At 57.7% G+C, this 21,634-nt stretch carries 17 protein-coding genes and 1 tRNA gene; 1 reads left to right on the top strand and 17 read right to left on the bottom strand.

The genetic code is table 11. The features are described 5' to 3' along the window. Positions 1 to 364: 364 nt before the first annotated feature. From ACGG9J_RS08155 to ACGG9J_RS08140, 4 genes are all read right to left on the bottom strand, one after another. Entirely contained in the window at positions 365 to 514 is a 150-nt protein-coding gene (locus ACGG9J_RS08155) for a hypothetical protein (protein WP_390135223.1), read from the bottom strand. Between the two features lie 3 nt (positions 515 to 517). Then, entirely contained in the window at positions 518 to 703 is a 186-nt protein-coding gene (locus ACGG9J_RS08150; RefSeq protein WP_390135221.1) for a P-loop NTPase family protein, read from the bottom strand. A gap of 254 nt (positions 704 to 957) precedes the next feature. Beyond that, positions 958 to 2,715: an ABC transporter ATP-binding protein gene (locus tag ACGG9J_RS08145; protein ID WP_390135219.1), complete on the bottom strand. Its 1,758-nt coding sequence runs from the start codon at positions 2,713 to 2,715 to the stop codon at positions 958 to 960. Beyond that, positions 2,716 to 4,734: an ABC transporter ATP-binding protein gene (locus tag ACGG9J_RS08140; RefSeq protein WP_390135217.1), complete on the bottom strand. Its 2,019-nt coding sequence runs from the start codon at positions 4,732 to 4,734 to the stop codon at positions 2,716 to 2,718. It lies immediately after the preceding gene. Between the two features lie 249 nt (positions 4,735 to 4,983). Here ACGG9J_RS08140 and ACGG9J_RS08135 point away from each other — a divergent pair, with 249 nt between their 5' ends. After that, positions 4,984 to 5,883: a helix-turn-helix domain-containing protein gene (locus ACGG9J_RS08135; protein WP_390135215.1), complete on the top strand. Its 900-nt coding sequence runs from the start codon at positions 4,984 to 4,986 to the stop codon at positions 5,881 to 5,883. A 375-nt stretch (positions 5,884 to 6,258) separates the two neighbouring features. Here ACGG9J_RS08135 and ACGG9J_RS08130 read toward each other — a convergent pair whose 3' ends face one another. The 13 genes from ACGG9J_RS08130 to argF form a co-directional block, all read right to left on the bottom strand. Further along, the gene (locus ACGG9J_RS08130; protein ID WP_390135213.1) at positions 6,259 to 7,371 is read right to left on the bottom strand and encodes a type I restriction enzyme HsdR N-terminal domain-containing protein; all 1,113 of its coding nucleotides are present in this window, start codon (positions 7,369 to 7,371) and stop codon (positions 6,259 to 6,261) included. Between the two features lie 707 nt (positions 7,372 to 8,078). Then, entirely contained in the window at positions 8,079 to 9,413 is a 1,335-nt protein-coding gene (locus tag ACGG9J_RS08125; protein ID WP_390135211.1) for a 3'-5' exonuclease, read from the bottom strand. Positions 9,414 to 10,363: 950 nt separating this feature from the next. Further along, positions 10,364 to 10,440: transfer RNA gene (locus ACGG9J_RS08120), tRNA-Arg, on the bottom strand. 106 nt (positions 10,441 to 10,546) lie between these two features. Beyond that, positions 10,547 to 11,356, bottom strand: a complete 810-nt coding sequence (locus ACGG9J_RS08115) for a TlyA family RNA methyltransferase (protein ID WP_390135209.1) — start codon at positions 11,354 to 11,356, stop codon at positions 10,547 to 10,549. Continuing rightward, positions 11,353 to 11,673: a hypothetical protein gene (locus ACGG9J_RS08110; protein ID WP_390135207.1), complete on the bottom strand. Its 321-nt coding sequence runs from the start codon at positions 11,671 to 11,673 to the stop codon at positions 11,353 to 11,355. Before ACGG9J_RS08110 ends, ACGG9J_RS08115 begins: the two co-directional genes overlap by 4 nt. Before the next feature lie 5 nt (positions 11,674 to 11,678). Next, complete coding sequence (locus ACGG9J_RS08105) at positions 11,679 to 12,743, bottom strand: HAD-IIA family hydrolase (protein ID WP_390135205.1); 1,065 nt, start codon at positions 12,741 to 12,743, stop codon at positions 11,679 to 11,681. Then, positions 12,743 to 14,893 (bottom strand): helicase, encoded by a 2,151-nt coding sequence (locus ACGG9J_RS08100; protein WP_390135203.1) that lies wholly within the window; start codon positions 14,891 to 14,893, stop codon positions 12,743 to 12,745. The genes ACGG9J_RS08105 and ACGG9J_RS08100 overlap by 1 nt, the downstream gene beginning before the upstream one ends. A gap of 23 nt (positions 14,894 to 14,916) precedes the next feature. Next, complete coding sequence (gene tyrS, locus ACGG9J_RS08095; RefSeq protein ID WP_390135201.1) at positions 14,917 to 16,248, bottom strand: tyrosine--tRNA ligase; 1,332 nt, start codon at positions 16,246 to 16,248, stop codon at positions 14,917 to 14,919. Positions 16,249 to 16,496: 248 nt separating this feature from the next. Further along, positions 16,497 to 17,228 carry an SGNH/GDSL hydrolase family protein gene (locus ACGG9J_RS08090; protein ID WP_390135199.1) on the bottom strand — a complete coding sequence of 244 codons (732 nt, stop codon included), beginning with the start codon at positions 17,226 to 17,228 and terminating at the stop codon, positions 16,497 to 16,499. 93 nt (positions 17,229 to 17,321) lie between these two features. Continuing rightward, positions 17,322 to 18,767, bottom strand: a complete 1,446-nt coding sequence (gene argH, locus ACGG9J_RS08085; RefSeq protein ID WP_390135357.1) for an argininosuccinate lyase — start codon at positions 18,765 to 18,767, stop codon at positions 17,322 to 17,324. 17 nt (positions 18,768 to 18,784) lie between these two features. Beyond that, positions 18,785 to 20,020: an argininosuccinate synthase gene (locus ACGG9J_RS08080; RefSeq protein ID WP_306221028.1), complete on the bottom strand. Its 1,236-nt coding sequence runs from the start codon at positions 20,018 to 20,020 to the stop codon at positions 18,785 to 18,787. A gap of 59 nt (positions 20,021 to 20,079) precedes the next feature. Next, positions 20,080 to 20,616, bottom strand: a complete 537-nt coding sequence (locus ACGG9J_RS08075) for an arginine repressor (RefSeq protein WP_390135196.1) — start codon at positions 20,614 to 20,616, stop codon at positions 20,080 to 20,082. Further along, positions 20,616 to 21,590 carry an ornithine carbamoyltransferase gene (gene argF, locus ACGG9J_RS08070; protein ID WP_390135195.1) on the bottom strand — a complete coding sequence of 325 codons (975 nt, stop codon included), beginning with the start codon at positions 21,588 to 21,590 and terminating at the stop codon, positions 20,616 to 20,618. The genes ACGG9J_RS08075 and argF overlap by 1 nt, the downstream gene beginning before the upstream one ends. Positions 21,591 to 21,634 lie beyond the last annotated feature (44 nt).

Here is a 21,634-nt window from a genome sequence, read left to right as displayed (position 1 = left end):
CAGAACCTGGTTTCCTCATCCATGGCTTCAGCAAGCGATTTGCTCAAATGCCTGAATCTCAAATGCCGGAGTCCCCTGAGCGGAAACAATGCGTCTCGCAGGTTGTTGGGCGTTGCTTTTGCCGCAACGAGAACCGTTATCCGACTTTTACATATGGAAGAGGCCATGTAAGACTCTTTTTATACTGGGAAGGATCGACCCCTCCCACGAAGCACCCCAGGCAGAACTACAAGTTGCTTGAACCTATCAGGTTTCCCCATGCGCAGTATGTCCAGCCACATACTGGGCACACTCAATCCCACCCGACAGCGATCTGTACTCATACTCACCTGATGCTGGCGGTCGGCATTGTTTCACCGGGTGCTCATATAGCAAGCCAAACGGCGAATGCCAGGCTTGCTGCGCCCAATATGCACAGCGCGAACCAGCGCTTGTCTTTCTTGCCCAATACGAATCCCCGAACAATCAGTGCCAAGCCGAGCAAAGCCGCGAATACCATAATCCAGAAACCCATGTTCTAGACCTTTCGTTGAAGTTTGATGATTCGATCATGCTGATCAGCCAGTGAGGCGTCATGCGCAACGGTGACGATCATGGATCCCGAATCGTGGTTCAGGCCAAAGAGCAGAGCGATGATCCTCGACCTGTTCGCTGAATCGAGAGCGGCTGCGGGCTCATCAGCAAGAACAGCCTCGGAATTCATAATGACGGCCCGCGCGAAAACTGTTCCTGCTTTTCTCCTACCGGAGCATCTAAGCGGTTTTTGCCAAGTATAGACCCAATGCCCAGAGAGTCCACCACCTGGCCGAATCTTCCCGAATGCCCCTTGCCTGGCATCCCTGCCTAGAGCCGGTACAGCTTGATGTTGTTCGCGATGCTCAAGGAGCTGACGAGCCTTGATTCCTGCAGAACGAACCTGATTTCCTGGCTCCTCCATGCAGCCTATTTAAGCTTTTTCTATAAGGACCAGCCTGCGCTCTCCCCCTGCAAGCGAACCATCCGTGCGAACTCACCATTTGCGGCCATAAGCTTCTGCGGAGAACCCTGCTCGACCACACGCCCATGGTCAAGAACGACAATCTTGTCTGCCTGTTCGACAGTGCGCATCCGGTGGGCGATGACCATGACGGTCTTCCCCACCAGTAATTGCGACAGGGCCTCCTGCACCTGCGTCTCGTTCTCCACATCCAGGGAGGCGGTGGCCTCGTCAAGCAAGACAATCGGGGCATCCTTGAGAATGGCTCTGGCAATGGAAATCCGCTGCCGTTCACCTCCGGAAAGTCTGGAGCCGTTTTCACCAATCATCGTCTGGTACCCCTGTGGCAGGCGCGATACAAACTGGTCACAGTTGGCGGCCCTGGCCGCAGCCAACACTTCCTCGTCACTGGCACCGCACCGCCCCATCCGAATATTGCCCATGACCGTGTCGTCAAAGAGCATCACGTCCTGGAAAACCACGGCATAGTCCCGCAGGAGAACCTCCGAATCCACTTGGCTCACATCCACCCCTCCCACGGTGATGGAACCTGAAGCGGCATCCCAGAAGCGAGCCGCCAATCGAGCGCAGGTCGATTTCCCGGACCCCGAGGGGCCCACCAGGGCCGTAATCTCCCCCTCCTTGGCAGTGAAACCAACATCTTCAAGAACCGGCTCACCTGCCGCCTTACCAGCAAGGCCGGGATAGGAGAAGGCAACGTGGTCGAAGACGATATCGTGCCCATCGGGATGAAATTCCGTACTCCCCTCAGCTACAGGTTCCTCGTTGATGGAGCGAATCCGCCGGGCCGAGCCCTGGGATTGGAAAAGTTCCGAAACCAGCATCAGCGCCTGATCAAAGGGCGAGTAAATCCGTGAGACCATCAGGAGGAATAGGAACATGACCATGAAGTCGATCCTGCCCTGGATGATCAATCCGGCAGCCACCAGGAAGGTCGTTGCCACACCCAACCTCAAAACCACCATGGCGGAGTTCAATATAAGGCCATTGGTCATCTCGGTTCGGACCGTAGTGGCTTCGGTGTCATCGATGGTCGAGGAAAGCCTTTCCAGATACCTCTCTTCCTGGTTGGTGGTGTGAATCTCCCGAACGCAGTCAAGCGCCTCCTGAATGCCGTCACTGACCCGAATCTGGGCCTGCCTCGTACGCCGTGACGAAGCTTCAACGAATCGTCGAGTGGCAAAGATGATGGTGAAAGCCACCGGCACGCTCCAGAATGCAGCCAAATCAAGTGCCCAATTGATGGGCAGAAGCGACAGGAATATCAGGACGGATGAAACGACTGCGCCATAGAGCTGGCTCAGCGCATGGGCGTAGGCATGTTCCATGGTGGCCACGTCACCCAGAATTGTATCGGTCAGATCAGCCAGGTCACGCCGCCCGAAAAATGAGAGAGGCAGTTTGCGCAGTCTCTCGGCCAGGTCGATCCGCTGGGTTCCGGTCTGGCTGAAGACCGCACCGTAGGAATAACTGTATTGGATCCAGGAGGTGCCGAAGAGAATAAGCGCAAAGACCAGGAGACCAACCAGATAGGGCAGGACCTTCGGTAAAGACGCCCCTGCCGTCAGGTGCTCAACAAAAGCGTTCATGACCAGCAGGAGGGAGCTTGTTCCCGCCATGATGATCAGATTGGTCAGTGTGGTCCACAGCGTTCCCAAAACCACGATCTTCATGCCTCGGTCGGACAGGGCGTACTTCTTCTTGAATGAGGCGAACACTTATGCCTCACCTCCTTTCCTCTGGATGTCGGAATCACCGGTAGACGAGTCCGTAGCGAATGGCCCGACACCGGGAACGACGTGCTTCTCACCCGCAATGGGGCCTGCGGGATTTTGACCCGTTCCGGCGGCAGCCTTCGGAGAGTTGTCGACCTTCCAGGAGACCGCCCGTTCATAATCAGACCAGATACGGGCATAGGTGCCCTGCGCATCAAGAAGCTGGCGATGAGTGCCCTGCTCAACCAGGCGGCCCCCATCCAATACCAGGATTCGATCGACATGAGCCGCAGTCGATAGACGGTGGGCAATCATGAGAACGGTTCGCCGTCGGCCCCCTTCGGCCCGTGTCAATTCGGCCAGCGCCTTCTGTATCAAGAATTCATTCTCGGGATCGGCAAAAGCGGTCGCCTCATCCAGGACCACAATGGGAGACTCCTTGAGGATTGCCCTGGCCAGGGCCACACGCTGGACCTCTCCCCCGGAAAGGTAGGTTCCACCTGAGCCGAGCATAGTATCCAGCCCCTCGGGAAGCTTGTCAACGATGTCCATGCATTGGGCCGCTCTCAATGCCTCCATAACCTGCTCAGGAGCGGCGTCCAGTCTGGCTGCGCGAACGTTCTCCAGGAGGGTGGTCGAAAAGAGCCTGTTGGTCTGGAAGACAAAGGCGACCTGCCCCATCAGATCATGTGGATCGATGGATCTGACATCAATGCCACCCACAGCGACCCTGCCCGAATCCACATCCCAAAAACGTGGCAACAGACTGGCACAGGTCGATTTGCCGCCTCCCGAGGGACCGACCAGAGCGACCATTCCACCCTCCGGCACCTTGAAGTCAATCCGATCCAGTGCCGGGAGATCAGCACCTGGATAGGTATATGACGCCTGTTCCAGGGAAGCATCTGCTGACTTCGGGCGTTCCGGTTCGTCAGCTACCATCAGAGGATCACTGCTGAGCACGCCGGCAATCCTGTCCAAGGCATCGTCGGCCTTGCTGAAGGACTCACTGGAGAACTGCAGACGGGTCATGGCCGTGGGGACCATGCCCGAGAAGACGGCGTAGAAGGCGAAATCGGCCACAAAAGAGGTGAAGTCACTCTGCCCCGAAGCCAGCAGGATGGCCACAGGAATCAGGAAGATCACGGTCCCGTTCAGGGCCGTCATCTGAATGGTCTGGGGCAGGTGGCAGATTTGCATGGCATAGTTCCTGGCTATTCGGCTGTAATGCTCGATGGCCTCATGGAACGCCTTGAAAGAGTACACCGTCTGTTGGAAGACCTTGACGACCGGAATACCACGGACATATTCTGTCCCGGTCTTCGACATCCGCACCAGCGCATCCTGGAATTCCGTCATAAAGGACTGTCCCTGATCGTTCATCATCACGCGGATACAGACCAGGGCTATCAGAATGGGGAAAAGGCAGGCCAGGCCCATACGCCAGTCGAAGACCAGCATCAGTATCGGCATGCCTAGAATCATGGCGAAGGATCCAGCTGCGTCGGGGAGAATATGGGCGAGCAGATTCTCGGTATCGCCCGCCGAGCCATCAATGGTGCGACGCAGCTCGCCGGAGGCATGGAGGTCGAAATACCCCAAGGGAAGGCTCAGCAGGTGGCCTATGGCCGCTTTGCGCATGTTGGATGCGCTCCGGAAAGCCGCCAGATGCGTCATCAGCAGCCCTGCACAGTACAGAACGACGGAAGCCGCCGCAAACCCGAATCCCAGCCATCCATAAATGGCGATTTCCGTAGCCTGAGACCACCCCGGAGCAACGGCGAGGAGGTCTTTTACCGCCAGCCATATGCAGATGTAGGGTCCAAGGCCAGCAATCGTGGAGAGGGCGGACAGACCACAGCCGAGATAGGAGAACACCTTACGAGGGCCGGCGAAATCAAGCAGCCGCCTGAGGGAACTACGCCCATGCGACCTCTCACGATTAGGCGCACCTCCCCCGCCCTGTGCTTTACCTTCTGCAGGATCCGGTTTGCTTCTCGAATCCGCCTGATCTGTGGTCATCTCTTTCCTCCAGGTTCATCCAAAACTCTTGTCGTTCGCTGCCATCGAACGTAATCTGAGAAGTCAATGCCCGGAAGACCGTCACAGAGCGCCGAATGAATCCGTAAAAGGTGCGAACGAAAACGAAAGTCCGCCGAGATCGCCATAAAGCCGGCAAAATGAAACCAGGTGAGCCATGACAGACCACACGATATACTCCGAATCACGCGAGATTCAGACCCTCTATCGCCCCAGGCGGAGCAACTCGGCATGGAACTCCATCACCGATCGGGAGGATTGGAAGGGCAGGTCGATGGCGACATCTGTCAGGGAAGATTCCAAGCCAATCCAGCGGGTCCTCATTGCCTGGTCATATGGCACGACATCACGTTCCTGCACGACATGGATTTCAGCGAGTACACCATAACCGACTACGCCTGCCTGACCCTGGATGAAAGCCCGGCATCCAACCCCGCTCCTTACAGGTTGCAGCCGTGTACGATGCAGGAGGGCAATATGGCCTCCCTGGTCCAGCGGGCAGGATCGGTCACCAACCGTATGCCGGCAGGCTCCCGCTCACGGACCCGGAGCATCTGCATCTTACCCGACTATTTCATGGAGCTGGAAAACCAATGGCCCGGCCAGGTCAAGGGACTCTTTGACGCCTTCTGCCAACCCTGGCCATCCAATATTGCTCTAGCCGCTTTAACCGCCCTGTCAAAGTTTGCCCCAGGGAGGCAGGGCCAGACAGAGTTCCTCATCAAAGCACGCATCGACCTGCTTTTGGCAAGGCTGGCCCAATCTTTCTCTGCCTTTGTACAGAGCCACGAACCGTCATATGACTGTGACCTAGTCCAACAGGCCAAAGCCCACATTCAATCCCACTTGGGCAGTGACCTCTCCATTGATCAGATAGCACAGTCCCTGTATGTGGGACGCACCCGTTTATGCACCGCCTTCAGGCATCAGACCGGCACAAGTCTGGCCAGGTACATCAGAGAGCGAAGAATGGACCAGGCCCGCCATCTTCTCTCGTCCACTGGGGAGGACATTGCCTGGATCGGCAGGCAGGTCGGATATATGCGCCCCAGTTCATTCAGCGCCGCTTTCACCAGAGAAACGAGGGCCGCTCCAATCACTTGGCGCGAGCAGCACAACCGTGTCGAATAAGCTCGTTGCAATCGAGGCATTCTCAGTTGCGAAAGCCAGGCAGGCGGTGACGGAATTGGAGAATTAACGCTTTACGGACGTTCCTTAACTAAGACCACTGCCTAGGTTTGATCCGGAGGCCAATGGGTCGCTAAGACTGATGGCGATGTTACCGATCCAAAAGTGGAAAACTGTCTCATGCTCCTTTTCCCAATAGAGCTGGTTCATGTGACTCTGCATAGAAACAAAAAGGTCCTTTCGAGACTTGATACTACGAACTAAGCTTTCTCGAACTGCAAGGTGTACATGCCACCGCTTGCGCAAAGGTAGCGTATTTTATGCCCGCTGAGCATAGTCTTATAAAACCAGCGTAAAATTACGTTTATATAAAATAAATCAAAGAAGACGGTCTACCTCTTCACGTATCTGATCAGCATAGGAATAGATGTCATCAACTTTTTCGATTGCCATTCGATTGCATTGCTTATTTTCATCAAAAAGGCCGACATATTTTTGCTTCCTATTGAAATAGAGGCGCGCAATAGGTTTCCTATTGTTATCATCAAGAAAAATGGCACAATACTCTTTGGCATCACGCATAGTTACACGTTCCGGGTCGACATTCGAACATGCAATGGCCTTTATAATTAAATAGGCAGCCCACTCTTCATCGGTAGTGACAATGTCACTTTCGGGTTCCATCGGTTCATTTTCGGCAGTTCCGTCATCACCTGTTCCTTGATCATTCTGACTCGATTCGCCAGATTGAACAGGCAAAGTGGTTTTGATGTCATCAGCGCCTAAGGCAGTTTTAAGACGATCGTTAACCTGCTCTGATAGAAACTGCTTCAATGCTTTACCAACTAAAGGTTCGAATTTTTCCTTTATAGACGAACTAAAGCGACCATCATAAACATGTCTTGTAAGAAGCTTTACAAACTCTGTAGAAGGTTCTTTAAACTCATTGCCAATGGCCCTTTTCAGCGAACCGACATACTTGAGTTCCTCTGCGCTACTAGCTATGGAATCAATATCGAAATCAGGTTTAGTTAGTTTTTCCAGAGCTGGCAACATGGTGGGATCGATATTTAATAGATCCAATACTAGAAAAGGTTTGGAATCCATAATATTGGGCTGGTCTATGTCCATATAGAAGTTCCAAACCTGTCCGTTAGTAAGAACCCCTATACGCGCCTTAGTTGTGGCAAAATACCTGAATAGCTGGCTAGCATTGTCTATACTTAAAGGACAGCCAATTTTTTTGCATTCAACAAGAATTTGCACTTGTTCATCATGGACTAATGCATAGTCGACCTTTTCACCCTTCTTCAGGCCAACGTCTGCGGTAAATTCTGGTATAACCTCTCGAGGATTAAAAACATCGTACCCAAGTACTTGTCCTATGAAAGGTAATACAAAAGCAGTCTTTGTCGCTTCTTCAGTATCGATGATACTTTTCTGCTCCTGAACTTTAGCCGCAACCTGATTCAAACTCTCCTCAAAATCCATAGTCACCCTTCCCCATTGAACATTTGTATAATCGTATAATATCAAGACTTGTGTATAAAAATAGGCATATATTACAGGTGTTGGGTCAATGACGCACAATCCGCGAATCCCGAAAAAGCAAATGATAAGTTGTTAATCCTATTGAAATAGAATTCCGGATCTACAATTCTAAATTTATGGACTAATCCTTAACTGGAAATTCCATCAATAAAAGTTACGATAACAGTTATTATTCCTGGCTTCATTACGGGCATAAAAGACAAAGAAAAGAAGCCACTCTGTAAAACAGAAGTCTATTTAAATCTATTATGGACATTGTTCAAATAAGTAGATACAGCCATCTATACTCTACCAAGGCATACTCTACTGATTACTATGCCTGTCTATTGTTTATACGCACCTATAACCATGATCAAAAGCGAATACTTCATTTTATTGAACAAACAAGGCATCCCGATCTAAGAGTTGAGCATTAATCTTATATGCCGCTTGAAGCAACGGTCCGAAGCAATCGTCCTATACAAATCCTTGATAGCTAAGTTGTCTCTATCTATAGGCACAAAGCCGCTTAATGGATGAAGTTGCCCAATTGAGTCAAAACGATAACAACATTCATGTAAGCAAAATTGCCTTGCAACCCTCATGTAGATCCATCGACAGCTACTTTGCCGTTCTAACTTTTCAGCTCAAACTGCTAAGATTTCTCTTCACACAAGCAAATTTAAATTGTCATCCTCTTCATGAGCTACCTGTTTGATTTGGCTCAGTTCTATTTCGGCATGGGCATAGGGGAACGAGACCCGCAACTGGCAGGTTCCCCTTTTAGTTCTCGCGCCGAAATGTGCGTACGATACGCCGCCTTCAGGCGGAACCTGGCAGTAATGGCGTGATGTCTGCAATACGGTGAGGCATCCCGCATATTCTCCGTCAAGCCAGACTTGTATTGTCGGCCAACCTTTGTACTTACCTGTTTTGATGAATCCATGCAGCAATCTCACCCAGAACTCGTCGCTGGAGGAGAATCGGTTAAACAGATCCTGGTGCTTTGCCGCACCCGATACACCGACGGTCTGCCACTTGTCTATACCCTCTACGATGCACTGACCATCAGGACGCTGATTGCATGGGCAATGCACGCCCCTCCCCTTGAAACGCCGGGATTGCCTGGGCTGCTTCAATACCGTAGAAGCACTGGATGAAGAATCTGACGCATTGAAGACAGTAGTGAAACCACCGCCTCGTTCACTCATATACCGACGCATCCATTCAAAGCACTCCTGCGTCTGCGCGGCATCAGACAACGCACGATGCTCCTCGTTCTCTGCAATGCCGAATCTGCGAATAAGATCCTGCAGTCGATGGTGCTTCTCCTGGGGAAACAAAGCACGGCTCATTTGCAAAGTATCTATGCACACTGGGCCGGGCATGGTATATCCCGCCCGTGCGCTCTCAGCTTCGAAAAACCTCATATCGAAACGCACATTATGACCTACAACAGGGTCGTCGCCGACCCAGGACCAGAACGATGGCAGCACATCGCCGATCTTCGGCTGACCGTCCAGCATGGCATCAGTAATGCCAGTCAATTCGACAATCCTGCTATCCAAACTCCTGCCAGGATCGACAAGGGTATCGAAACTGTCGACAATGTTCCTGCCTCGAACCTTCACCGCCCCAATCTCGATGATCTGATCCATCTGTGCACGCAGACCCGTCGTCTCGGTATCAAGTACCACATAATCCGCAGGCAAGCCGTCATCGTTATCGGCAGGTTTCGCATTATCGTTTGAAGCAACCAGCTCGTCAGCAGGACGCTTTGCATGTTTCCCTCTCGGACCATGCTTTTTCTCAGCGGCTGGGCTTATCCACTCATTTCCAAGGTCTTTGGTCTGCGGCTTATACGCCACTGCGTACAGCACTACCAACAGAACAATAACCGCAATAATGATTCCTGAAATCACCGGATGTATGATGATCACGCCGAGCAATGCAAGAATGACAATGCCCAGCAACGAGCCCTTGTCATTCTTCCTTTTTCTCACGATTGTTAAGCTACACCGCAGCCTGGAAACCCGCCAACGTCATTCTGATTCCTTTATGAGGGCATGTAAACATCAGCGGGCACCTTAGCGGGGAACGAAGAGCATGACTCATGCAAGGTCCGGTGCGAATATATAACTTTCTGCATAAGCTCGCTCACTTACGACATGCCAGAATCAAGGAACTAGGCAAAAAGCGATATTGAACATCGACCGGCAGTAACTGATACGTCGCTTATATGCCTTTGCTATGACTGCTGAAAACAAACTTACCTTTCTAGCTCAGGCTTACGTGATATTCTATTGCCGCTCACTGAAGACGAGAGGAAGTGCAAATGCGCAAGGGCATCGCGGCTACAGTAGTCGCAATAGTCATGTCAATGGGCTTGTCATCGTGCTGAGGAAATTCTTCAACAAGCTCGGATGCAGGAAAGCAAACGACCAATTCACAAGAGAAGCCTAAGAAAACGAACAAAGCCCCACAACCGGCTGATCTGACAGGGACATGGAAGCAGACAAACGGTTCCGATAAAGACCCTGCCAGCAAGCAACGTTAACCGCCGATAGCATAGAAATCGGTTGGATGAGCCCCGACACTACCAGCCTATACTGGTCCCGGCAGCTTCACTCCGCCCACCACCGCCGGTGACTACTCTTGGACCAGCCAAGGCAACAAGGACAAAATGTCGCAGAGCCTGCTCGCATCACAGAACGACACCAAAGATTTCAAGTACCAAAAGGGTGAAATCACCTAAAAGGCCAGCGCGAATGGGCACCACAGCCACCGTGCGCCTCAAGAAGCAGTAAAAATAAACTATATAGTGCCCCGCTTAAGCCGGGCACTATTTTACGGGGACTTTTATCCAACAAATGACACGCAAAAACACATTTCAGACAGGATCCACAAAGCAGTAGGAAAGCCCTGCAGCCTTTGCGGCTGTAGGGCTTTCATGTGGTGCGCCAGACAGGATTCGAACCTGCAACCTGCTGATCCGTAGTCAGCTGCTCTAATCCGTTGGGCTACTGGCGCAAGTCATCTTGACGAGGAACTCGTTTTTGACAACTCATTTATATTACCGCAGTTGTGGATTCTGTCCAGTCTGGTGTGTCGCGTGGAAAGCGGGAAGCCACAGCCTTCAGACCGACTGTGACCAAGACAGCCAGAGCAGATATTCCACATTGCCGTGGGCTCCGGTTATGGGAGATGGCATGGTAGCACGGACAGCAAATCCATGCTCACGTGCACAGGCCAAGACCCGCTCCAACGCCTCCTGCCTGCGGTCCTCGTCAGTCACAATGCCATGATGGCCCAGCAGGCTGCGTCCCACCTCGAACTGGGGCTTGACCAGCAGCAGGCAGTTGGCAGCAGGTGCCAGCAAGGCAGGCAGGACGGGAATGACATAGGTCAGCGAGATGAAAGACACATCCGAAACCACATATTCCGGATGATACGGCAGATCCCCCGGCTGGACTTCGCGTATGTTGACACCGTTCCTGTCAATCACCCTAGGATCAGCGGCAATCCGTTCCAGCAACTGTCCGTGGCCCACATCAAGGGCGATAACTCGCCTTGCGCCATGTCTGAGCAGAACGTCAGTGAAACCACCCGTGGACGCCCCGATATCGAGGCAGAGCCTGTCCTGCGGACCGGGCATCCCCTGCGCCGCAAAAGTCGTCAGGGCACCCTCCAGCTTCAGCGCTCCCCGGGAGGCATAGTCATCGCCCGGATCCAGAAGGATCACATCGCCTGGCTGGACACTCTGAGCAGGCCTTGATGCCTGATGATCGTTGACCGTAACCCGGCCCTGTCGAATCAGTGCCTGAGCTCTGGCCCGCGAATCCGTCAGCCCCTGTGCAGGCAGGATGCGATCAAGCCGGTCGCGGGTGTGAGCAACGGTTCTTCTGCAACCATCCCCAGCGCTGACAACCGTATCATCATCGTTCACTTGCCCTCCCGATTCAGGTCCTGCTGAAGCCCGGCCAGCACCTTGCCGAGCATCTCAACCTGTTGGGCATCGTCCAGATTGTCCAATTGAGCCAAATCAGGGAAACGTTCCAAAAGAGGTGCCATGGCCTGCTTATCCATGGGCTCTTCGGGTACTGAGGCAGTCGTATCCTCGTCATCTGCCTGAGAGGACCATCCAGAACGCTCAGACTCTACAGGCTGCCCGGTCTGGCCGGACTGCTCAGGTGGCCCGTAGTGATTGGACTCCTGGGATGGTCCACTCGCTCCCGGCTGTCCGGAGTCGACCTCTTCCGACATGGCCGCTATGCCCCGACGACGAAGGCGGGCAGATCCAGCGCGTCCATGTCTCCGCCACGATCCTGGTACTCCCAGAGCGCACAGGCGCAGGCCCGCACAGCATCCAGATCGGACAGGGGGTCGCCGCCACCATCAAGAGCATGCAGAGTCACATGCCCATCATCATTCACCTTTGCGGTTTGGCCGCCGCAGTGCCAGGTCTGGTCGGCCTCCTTACTGGGCTGGGGTTGTGGTGCAGTCAGGCCGCGCAGGTCTTCAGCCAGATAGGCAGGCCGCAACTTGGCAGGTGCAGTCAGAATGGCGGGTGTTCGGGCCACACCCGTCAGGACGAGCATTGAGTCGTACCCGCCCCGGTTGGCTGCCTCGATGTCGGTGTCCAGACGATCGCCCACGGGCAGGCACCGGCCGATGTCCAAGATCTTCTCCTGGCTGTCGGTCAACAGCTGCCGTGCCTCGTCGTACATGGCCGATTCCGGCTTGCCGGCCGAGTCCTCCGGCTGCTTGCCAGTAGCCAGAATCACCGGTTGGAGCATAGCTCCATTGCCGGGTGCCATGCCTCCTTCGCGGGGCAGGGTCTGATCCTTGTTGGTGGTGAAGTAACGTGCACCGTTTTCGATGGCAAAGGCGGCCTGGGCCAGGTCCTGCCAGCTCAGCTCGGGATACCAGGCCTGAATGACGGCCTCTGGCTTATCTACGGCCTTGTTTACCGGCACCATTCCGTTGAGGCGGATCTGATCACGTAGATGATCGGATCCAATGACCAGCACCCTGGCGCCCTCCTGCAGGTGTCGGCACAGCATTCGTGCGGCGACTACGGCCGAGGTGATGACCTGGCCATCGTCCAGGGTCAGACCGAACCCGCGCAGTTGATCTGCCACTACATGGGGAAACCGGGATGCATTGTTGGTGGTGTAGGCCATGCGCATGCCGAGCGTCTGAGCGCGGTCGATGCCCTCGGCCGCATGCTCAACAGGGTCAGCACCCCGGTAGACCACCCCATCCAGGTCAAGCAGTGCCAGATGATAGGTCTTTGCCGGAGCGTCGTCAGTTCCTTTGAGGAATACGGTCACTATTCAGTCCTAGCTTCATCAGGCGTATCGGACTCATTGACCTGCTCATCCTTGGCCTGTTCAGGTTCATGATCGATAGCGCCTGCCTCGGATCCTGCAGCCTGGACAGTCGCGTCACCGTTGTCAGCAGCAGATTTATCGGCGACAGCCACGTCAGCTTCGCTACCGTTCCGGTCACTTTGAGACCCATCGTCCGAAGTTTCTGCATCAAGGCGAGAGGACTCGCCCCCGGGTTGCTTCACAGAATCCGACGATTCCGGCACTTCAGATTCAGGCGCTTCAGATGAACCAGTTGACTCGGACGAACCAGTCGAATCAACTGCGTCGAATGTATCAGTCGAATCGGATGAGTCACCAGTGTCAGTTGAGTCCGCTGAATCGTCCGAAGCAATTGATTCTGGAGATTCCTCAACCAGGCTGTCATCGGCACCCTGATCGGATGCATCAGTGACATCAGACTGGGCGGTTTCGGTCTCAGTTTCAGCCTCATCCGAGTCATCCTCACCGCCATCCGGGTCAATGGAGAGATCCTCCATCATGGCCGAATCCAGGTGCTCCAGGTCGTAGTCGATCAGGATCTCCTCGGACTGCCCGTCCATCTGATCGTCCTCATCCTCATCGGCATACTCCGCTTCCAGCCGATCCAGCAGGGGTTCCAGCTCCAGGGCCTCCTGGCTGCGTCCAGCCTGTTCGAGGAAGTTCTGCTCGGCCTGCACAGCGCGCATCCGGTAATCGCCGCTGAGCCCACGGGCCTTGACCAGGGCCTGAACAGTCTCGATGGCCTTGTCCCACAGGCCCAGATCGCCCAAGGCTCCGGCATAAACCAGGAACATCTCCGCCTTGGACTCGCCTTGCAGCTGGCTGCCCTCCTCAGAGGTGGCCTCCTCAATGGCCTTGCGAGGATTGCCCAGACCACGCTCGCAGTCGGCGATGAAGGGCAGGTAATCAGAGTAGCCGTTCATACGGTGTGCGGTGCGGAACTCCTTCAAGGCCAGCTTGTAGTCGCCCTGACGATAGGCCACCAGGGCCAGAGTCTCACGGGCAAGATCGATCCGCGAAGCCTGCCGGGCAGCCCACTTGGCGTGGGCTAGAGCACCTTGAGGGTCGGTCTCCTCTAGCGCGTAGGCGGCCAGGATGTGCAGACCAATGTTCTCAGCATGCTCCTTGCTCAGTCCGCGCAGGCGCAGGCGATCATCCTTGGAGAGCATGGACCACTCCAGGCCCTTGGGCATCTTGGGCTCTCCAGGCCGACGATCCGTGTAGGGGTTCTGCGATGGGTAGGAAATGGTCCCGTCTGAGTTGCGGCGACCGCGGTCATAGCCATTCTGGTGGTCACGCTGATAAGTCCCGCGGCGGTCGTCATGGCGATAATCTTCACGGCGACGATCATCACGACCATGCTGGCCTTGGTACCTGTCGCCATGGGAACGGTCACCCCGATAGCCGCCTTGACGATGGTCATCACGGGAACGGTCGCCATAGGAACGGTTGCCGTAGTGACGATCTCCATGTGAGCGCTCCTGGCGTGGGCGATCATCACGGGAGTGGTTGTTCCATGGGCGATCCCCGCCAGACCGCTCATCTTGCCTACGATCAAACCTACGGTTGTCATCCCGGCGACGGTCGCCACGGAAGCCCTGCCCACGATCATGGTCACGGTCATGCCGCTGGTAGCCACGTCCGGAACGACGTTCGCCATATCCCGACCGACCGCGGTCGTTGTCATGATCACGATGCCCGTACCCGCCATGCCCATTGGCATGGAAGTCACGACGTGAACGGTCTCCATCCTGCCGACGGCCATGGCGATCCCGGTCGGAATCCCTGTGGAAGCCGCCGTGGCCATCCTGACGGTCATGCCTGTATCTGCGATTGTCATGGTCGAACCGATCGTGCCCGCGTCCGCGGAAGGGCCGCTGTCCATTCCTGCTCTCGGAGCGACGCTCTTCGCCGCTCTCGCCGTCATGGTTATGGAAGTTGCCGGAGCGGTGACCTCCCGAACGATAGCCTCCGGAGCGGTATCTGCCCGAGCGCGAACCGCCCTTGTGGAAGCCCGAAGAGCGACGGCCGCCCGACCGGAAGCCTCCTGGGCGCGAACCGCCCCGGCCCCGTCCGCGATCGCCCCGGGAATGATTGTGTTCTTCTGCCATCAGTGTCCTTAATTCCTACGTTCCTACTTGCTGGCCCGACGCTCAAGTGCGCCCAGGGCCTTCTTTCCTCTGCGAACCAGGGCGAAGCGCCCATGCAGAAAGTCCTTGTTCTCCAAAACCTGATCCGGATCCCCGACCCGCTGGTTATTCAGGTAGAAACCGCCCGAGGCCACAGTCTTGCGCGCCTCGGAGACCGAACGGAAGAGTCCGGCCGCAACCCCGGCTTCTACCAGACGCTGGCCCTCGCTGGCCGCGGGTAGAACTCGCCCGCCTTGACCATCATCGACTTTGAGGCCGTCCAGAGCGGAATCCAGCACATCCTCGTCCAGCTCCTCCAGGGTCTTGCCGCGACCGAAGAGGGCACCCGAGGCATCAATGGCCCCTTGGGCGGCATGCTCGCCGTGCACATAGGAAGTCACCTGCCAGGCCAGAACCTTCTGGGCCTCGCGCACGCCCGGATCCTGAGCGGTCCTCTCCTCCAGACGCTCGATCTCGGCCTTGGGCAGGAAGGTGAAGGTCTTCAGCAGCTTGACCACCTGGTCATCGGGCTGGTTGAACCAGAACTGGTAGAAGCGGTAGGGACTGAACATGGTGGGATCCAGCCAGACCGCATTGCCTTCGGACTTGCCGAACTTCTTGCCCTGGGAGTCGGTGATCAATGGACTGGTCATGACGTTGACGGAGGCATTGCGCACCTTGCGGATCAGGTCCAGGCCGCTGGTCAGGTTCCCCCACTGGTCGCTGCCGCCCAACTGCAGACTGCATCCGTAGCGGTCGAAGAGCTCCAGGAAGTCGTTGCCCTGGAGCACCTGGTAGCTGAACTCGGTAAAGGAGATGCCCTCGTCGGAGTCCAGACGGCGGGCCACCGTGTCCTTGGCCAGCATGGTGCCCATGCGGAAGTTCTTGCCTACATCGCGCAGGAAGTCGATGGTGCTCATGGACCCGGTCCACTCATAATTATTGACAAACCGGACGGGATTCTCACCTTTGGTGTCCAGGAAGCGCCCGATCTGGCCACGCAGGCGCTCGGTCCACTCGGCCACGGTTTGCTTGGGATTCAGCGTGCGCTCCCCCGACTGCCGAGGGTCGCCGATCAGCCCGGTGGCTCCGCCCACAACGGCGATGGGATGCAGGCCGGCCGCCTGCAGGTGGCGCATGTTGAGCAGCTGGACCAGATTGCCCACGTGCAGTGAGGGGGCCGTGGGGTCAAATCCGCAATAATAGGTCACCGAGGGGTCGGCCAGCACCTTCCTGAGCTCGGACTCGTCCGTGCACTGGGCAATGAGACCGCGCCACTTGAGTTCGTCGAAAAGCGAGTCGAAACCCGCCTGCCTGAAATCGGTGACCTGCGACATGAGAGGCTACTCCCTATCGAAAATTTGATGAATGTATGCTAAACCCTACTATTCTTGCAACAGATACCGACACAGCAGGGCCCTGAACCGCCGCGAACAAGGCCGCATCAAACCGGAATCACCAAGGCATGAAGACGGACTTATTATTCATTGCGAATCAGCCGCTGTCGATTGACTATTGACCGCTGACTGTTTCACTGAGGCATGGCGACCAGAAGGAGCCTCTCAGCCTAATCGCTGCATTCAAGTCAGGAATGTACAGACACCGACAACTGATCGATCAAGTCTTGGGGAATGTGGTCGACCACGCAGGCGGCCATACGCCGGTAGCCCTCAACCCCCGGATGGAAGTGATCGATGCCCCAGAAGTCGGGTCGGTCAGTGCCAACGTCGTCGCGGGTGGCATCCACGAAAGGCACCGAGACCTCTTGGCAGACCTGACGGCTGGTCTGCGTCTGGCGGGCTATTCGACGTTCCACCTCGGCCCTGAGCGCCCGGCCCAGGGCAGGATCCCGATAGAGCTGACCGGAGCTGAGGACCAGCACCTGGCGGCCCTTGTCTTTAGCCAGCTCGATGCTGGCTGCCAGGTCATCCCGCCACTGCTCATTGGTGCGATTGGCCATGATGTCGTTGGATCCTGCACACAGGATCAGCAGATCAGGATGATCCTGCAGAGCGGGCAGGAACCGGTAACGCACCCTGCGGATGGTGGCCCCCAGCCGACCCTGGGTCGACCAGGATACCGGACGCCTCAGCCGGGTGGCCAGGCAGGCGGCTATATCGGGGACGAAGCCCTGGCTCTGGTCCTTCACCCCGCAGCCGACCGCCATGGAGTCGCCCACCACCAGCATGGTCAATGGCTCCAAGTCGCGGCCTTGGTCCGGAGGCGAGCACAACCCCTGGCGGGAACCGGGCGGCTCCTTGGCCAGAGTGATGTGCTGCTTGGCCCACCAAGCCTGGACCAGTGCCACCGGATTCATGATCGCCGCCGCCTTTCGCCGTTTACTCTTCCTCTTGAAGAATTGCCGTTGGGCATTCTAACGCGGCCACCGGTCCGGCGGAGACCAGAGGCTTCACCTGGGAGGATGGTAGGCAGGCCCGTCAGACTGTGAGTCGGCGAAAGCCTTCAGCTCCTCCAGCGCATGTGCAGCCTGGTCCATCTGCTCCCTGACCCTCTCCGGTGCGGTGCCCCCCTGGCCCCGGCGAGCGCGCACGGCTCCCCCGGCGGTCAGGACAGAGCGGACCTGAGGAGCCCGATCAGCGGGCACCCAGTCAGCGAAGACCCTGGCGAAGTCGTCATCATCCAGGTCGGCCAGCTCGCAGCCACGACCCTCGGCCAGCTTGACGCAGGCTCCGGAGAGTTCGTGGGCATGCCGGAAGGGTACCCCTTGCCTGACCAGCCACTCGGCCAGGTCGGTGGCCAGGGCGAATCCTGTGGGGGCCTGCTCCTCCAGGCGGTCCTTGTTGAAGATCAAGGTGGCGACCATGCCGGCAAAGGCGGGCAGCAGGACCTCCAGAGTGTCCACCTGGTCGAAGACCGCCTCCTTGTCCTCCTGCAGGTCGCGCGCATAGGCCGTCGGCAGCCCCTTGAGGGTGGTCAATAGGCCTGCCAGGTCCCCGACCAGTCGACCGGCCTTGCCGCGAGCCAGCTCAGCCACATCGGGATTCTTCTTCTGGGGCATGATGGAGGAACCGGTCGAGTAGCCGTCGTCCAGGCGGACGAAGGCAAACTCCTGGGTGTTCCAGATGATGATCTCCTCGGCCAGCCTGGACAGGTCCACGCCGATCATGGCGGCGACGAAGGCGAACTCGGCCACCACATCCCTGGCGGCAGTCCCGTCGATGGAGTTGGCGCTGACCCGGCTGAAGCCCAGATCCCGGGCCACCGGCAGGGGATCCAGACCCAAGGTGGTGCCCGCGAGCGCGCCCGATCCGTATGGACTGGCATCGGCACGCTTATCCCAGTCCCTCAGGCGTTCCAGGTCACGGATCAGCGGCCAGACATGGGCCATGAGCTGGTGGGCCAGCAGGACGGGCTGGGCGTGCTGCATGTGGGTGCGGCCCGGCATGACCGTGGTCCCCGCCGACCGGGCCTGATCCATCAGAGCCTGGGCCGTGCGCAGCAGATCCTTGGCCAGCACCCGGGCGTGGCGGCGCAGCCAGATCCGAATCAGGGTGGCGATCTGATCGTTGCGCGAGCGCCCGGCCCGCAGCTTGCCGCCCAGCTGGTCCCCCGCTATGTCGATCAGGCCGCGCTCCAGGGCCGTGGCCTCGTCCTCGTCGCCAGGCTCAAGGGCGAAGGCGCCGGAGTCCACCTGGTCCTGGAGCTCATCCAGGGCCTGTTCCATACTTGCCAACTCGCCATCGTCCAGCAGTCCAGCACGGTTGAGGGCACGGGCGTGGGCCCGGGAACCGGCCAGGTCGTCGTCGGCCAGACGCCAATCGAACTGGGTGGATCGGCTGAGTTCGACCAGCGCCGGCGAGGGCCCGCTGCTGAAGCGCCCGCCCCAGAGGGCCATGGGCTTGTCGCCGCTGCTCACTGCTCTTGTCCGTCCTGTGCGATGCCGTTGCCGAAGCGCATGTCGCGAGCGGCGGCCACCTTGTCGGCCAAGCCGTAGATGGCGATGAACCCGTTGGAGGCGTTCTGGTCGAAGCTGTCGCCGGACTCGTAAGTGGCCAGGCTGTAATCGTAGAGGGAGCTGTCGGAGTGCCGGCCGGTGACCACGGCCCGTCCCCCATGCATGACCATGCGGATGCGGCCGGAGACATAGCGCTGGGTCTCCTCGATGAAGGCGTTCAGGGAGCGGACGGCAGGCGAGTACCACTGGGCGTCGTAGACCAGCTCGCCCCAGCGCTTGTCGATGTCGCGCTTGATCCGGTGCTGTTCGCGCTCCAGGCAGCAGTTCTCCAGTTCCTGGTGGGCGGTAATCAGTGCCACAGCCCCTGGTGCCTCATAGAGCTCACGGGACTTGATGCCCACCAGCCTGTCCTCGATCAGATCCACGCGTCCGATCCCCTGGGCTCCAGCCCGGCGGTTCATCTCCTCGATGGCCTCCAGAGGGGTGACGGCCCTGCCGTCAATGCGCACGGGGATACCCTGCTCGAAGTCGATGGTCACCTCGTCCTCGACCGGCGGGAAGGCCGGATCATCGGTATAGGAGTATACGTCCTTGGTGGGCCCGTTCCATGGATCCTCCAGGTAGCCGGTCTCGATGGCCCGTCCCCAGACATTCTGGTCGATGGAATAGGGGCTCTCCTCAGTCTGTTCGATGGGCAGGCGGTGCTCCTTGGCGTAGGCGATCTCCACATCCCTCATCAGCCCCAAGTCACGAACCGGGCTGATGGCCTTCAGCGAGGGGTCGATGGACATGATGGAGACCTCGAAACGGACCTGGTCGTTGCCCTTGCCGGTGCAGCCGTGGGCTATGGTGTCGGCACCGTACTGGTGGGCCGCCTGGACCAGATGCTTGGTGATCAGCGGCCTGGAGATGGCCGACACCAGCGGGTAGACCCCCTCGTACATGGCATTGGCCTTGAGCGCCAGCATGCAGTAATCCCTGGCGAACTCGTCCCGGGCATCCACCACGACAGACTCGACGGCTCCGCAGTCCAGGGCCCGCTGGCGGATGGTCTGCAGACGCTCCCCGCCCTGCCCCACATCCAGGGAGACGGCCACCACATCCTTGCCGGTGCGCTCCTTGAGGTAGGGAATGGACACCGAGGTGTCCAAGCCGCCCGAGTAGGCCAGCACGATGCGATTGTTTTCGGTCATGGCGATCCTCTTTCCTTGTGATTTCACACTTGCAGATGCTGAATTCTTGTCTTCTGCGTTCATCGGGCTCTGGCATCCTCCTGGCCGGAGACGATGGTCATGAGCCAGTCGGCCCGGGATGATGCCGCCTCATCGTCTGCAGCGATGATCAGAATCGTGTCGTCCCCGGCTATGGTGCCCAGGATTCCATTGATGGGCTGGCGGTCCAGGGCGGAAGCCGCATACTGGGCGGCACCGGCCGGGGTTCTGACCACCAGCAGGTTGCGGGCCCGGGCCACCGAGGTGATCAGCCCGGACAGAATCTTGGCCAGATAGGCATCGGTCTTGTTCTCCCCTTCGACCTCAGGCCCCTCGGCGGCAGCCGCCTCCATGGCCTGCTGGTCGGTGGTGGCGGGAATCCAGTAGGCCATGCTCCCGTCTGCATACCGCAGCTTGGTGGCATGCAGGTCGTCCAGGTCACGGCTCAGGGTGGCCTGGGTCACCTCGATGCCCTGCTCAGCCAGCAGGGCCGACAGCTGCTGCTGGGAGTTGACCCGATGCCGGCTCAGGGCCTGGCGGATGGCATCCAGCCTGGCCACCTTGGTCGTCGGGCGCATCAACACACCCCCTGCAGGAGAGATTCGTCACCCCGGGAGCGGGCCACCAGCCAGGTCATCAGGGCCTTCTGGGCGTGCAATCGGTTTTCCGCCTCGTCCCAGACCACGGACTGCGGTCCGTCAATGACCTCGGCCGTCACCTCCCGGCCCCTGTAGGCGGGCAGGCAATGCTGGAAGAGGGCATCCGGGCGGGCATGGGCCATAAGTGCGGCGTTGACCTGATAGGGCTGGAAGGGATGGGAGCGAATGGCATATTGGTCCTCCTCGCCCATGGAGACCCAGGTGTCGGTGAAGACGCAGTCGGCGTCCTCCACAGCTTGAACCGGATCCGTGGTGACCAGAATGGATCCGCCGTTTTCAGCAGCCAGGGTCCGCGCCTGATCCACCAGGCTTGGATCGGGCAGGAAGCCGTGGGGGCCGGCAATCCGCACGTTCATGCCGGCCACTGCCCCGGCCAGCAGGTAGGAGTTGGCCATGTTGTTGGCTGCATCACCCAGGTAGGCGATGGTCATGCCGGCCAGGGCGTCGACCCCGCCCCGGTGCTGGGCCAGGGTCAGGAAGTCGGCCAGAACCTGGCAGGGGTGGAAGGAGTCGGTCAGCGCGTTGATGACAGGCACGGTGGCATGGGCAGCCATGGTCTCCACCCGATCCTGTCCAAAGGTGCGCCAGACTATGGTGGACGTCATCCGCGTCAGCACCTTGGCGGTGTCCGCCACGGGCTCGCCACGGCCCAGCTGCGAGCCAGAGCTGTCGATGACCATGGGATAGCCGCCCAGCTGGGCCACACCCACGCAGAAGCTGGTTCTGGTGCGCGTGCTGGGCTTGTCGAAGATGATGGCCACGGCCTGGGGGCCCTGATAGGGCTGAGATAAATAGGGATTTGCCCTGAAGGCCATGCCCAGTCGAAGAACCTCCAACTGCTCCTCATGGTTGAGGTCATCGTCACGCAGCATGTGCCGCAAACCGCTGTTCATCTCTGCCTCCCTATCGCTATGATCATGTACGTCATTGATGGCTG

The organism is Bifidobacterium apicola (assembly GCF_042846865.1).
In the GTDB taxonomy this organism is placed as follows: domain Bacteria; phylum Actinomycetota; class Actinomycetes; order Actinomycetales; family Bifidobacteriaceae; genus Bombiscardovia; species Bombiscardovia apicola.
Note: the sequence above shows the minus strand (reverse complement) of the source record. Positions and strands in the feature narration are given on the sequence as shown.

Excerpts from the sequence above, each read along its gene's own strand:
- ACGG9J_RS08155 (WP_390135223.1), bottom strand. The coding sequence starts at position 514 with ATGGGTTTCTGGATTATGGTATTCGCGGCTTTGCTCGGCTTGGCACTG.
- ACGG9J_RS08150 (WP_390135221.1), bottom strand. The coding sequence starts at position 703 with ATGAATTCCGAGGCTGTTCTTGCTGATGAGCCCGCAGCCGCTCTCGAT.
- ACGG9J_RS08140 (WP_390135217.1), bottom strand. The coding sequence starts at position 4,734 with ATGACCACAGATCAGGCGGATTCGAGAAGCAAACCGGATCCTGCAGAA.
- ACGG9J_RS08135 (WP_390135215.1), top strand. The coding sequence starts at position 4,984 with ATGGAACTCCATCACCGATCGGGAGGATTGGAAGGGCAGGTCGATGGC.
- ACGG9J_RS08130 (WP_390135213.1), bottom strand. The coding sequence starts at position 7,371 with ATGGATTTTGAGGAGAGTTTGAATCAGGTTGCGGCTAAAGTTCAGGAG.
- ACGG9J_RS08110 (WP_390135207.1), bottom strand. The coding sequence starts at position 11,673 with ATGTCGGAAGAGGTCGACTCCGGACAGCCGGGAGCGAGTGGACCATCC.
- ACGG9J_RS08100 (WP_390135203.1), bottom strand. The coding sequence starts at position 14,893 with ATGGCAGAAGAACACAATCATTCCCGGGGCGATCGCGGACGGGGCCGG.
- tyrS (WP_390135201.1), bottom strand. The coding sequence starts at position 16,248 with ATGTCGCAGGTCACCGATTTCAGGCAGGCGGGTTTCGACTCGCTTTTC.
- ACGG9J_RS08090 (WP_390135199.1), bottom strand. The coding sequence starts at position 17,228 with ATGAATCCGGTGGCACTGGTCCAGGCTTGGTGGGCCAAGCAGCACATC.
- argH (WP_390135357.1), bottom strand. The coding sequence starts at position 18,767 with ATGGCCCTCTGGGGCGGGCGCTTCAGCAGCGGGCCCTCGCCGGCGCTG.
- ACGG9J_RS08080 (WP_306221028.1), bottom strand. The coding sequence starts at position 20,020 with ATGACCGAAAACAATCGCATCGTGCTGGCCTACTCGGGCGGCTTGGAC.
- ACGG9J_RS08075 (WP_390135196.1), bottom strand. The coding sequence starts at position 20,616 with ATGCGCCCGACGACCAAGGTGGCCAGGCTGGATGCCATCCGCCAGGCC.
- argF (WP_390135195.1), bottom strand. The coding sequence starts at position 21,590 with ATGAACAGCGGTTTGCGGCACATGCTGCGTGACGATGACCTCAACCAT.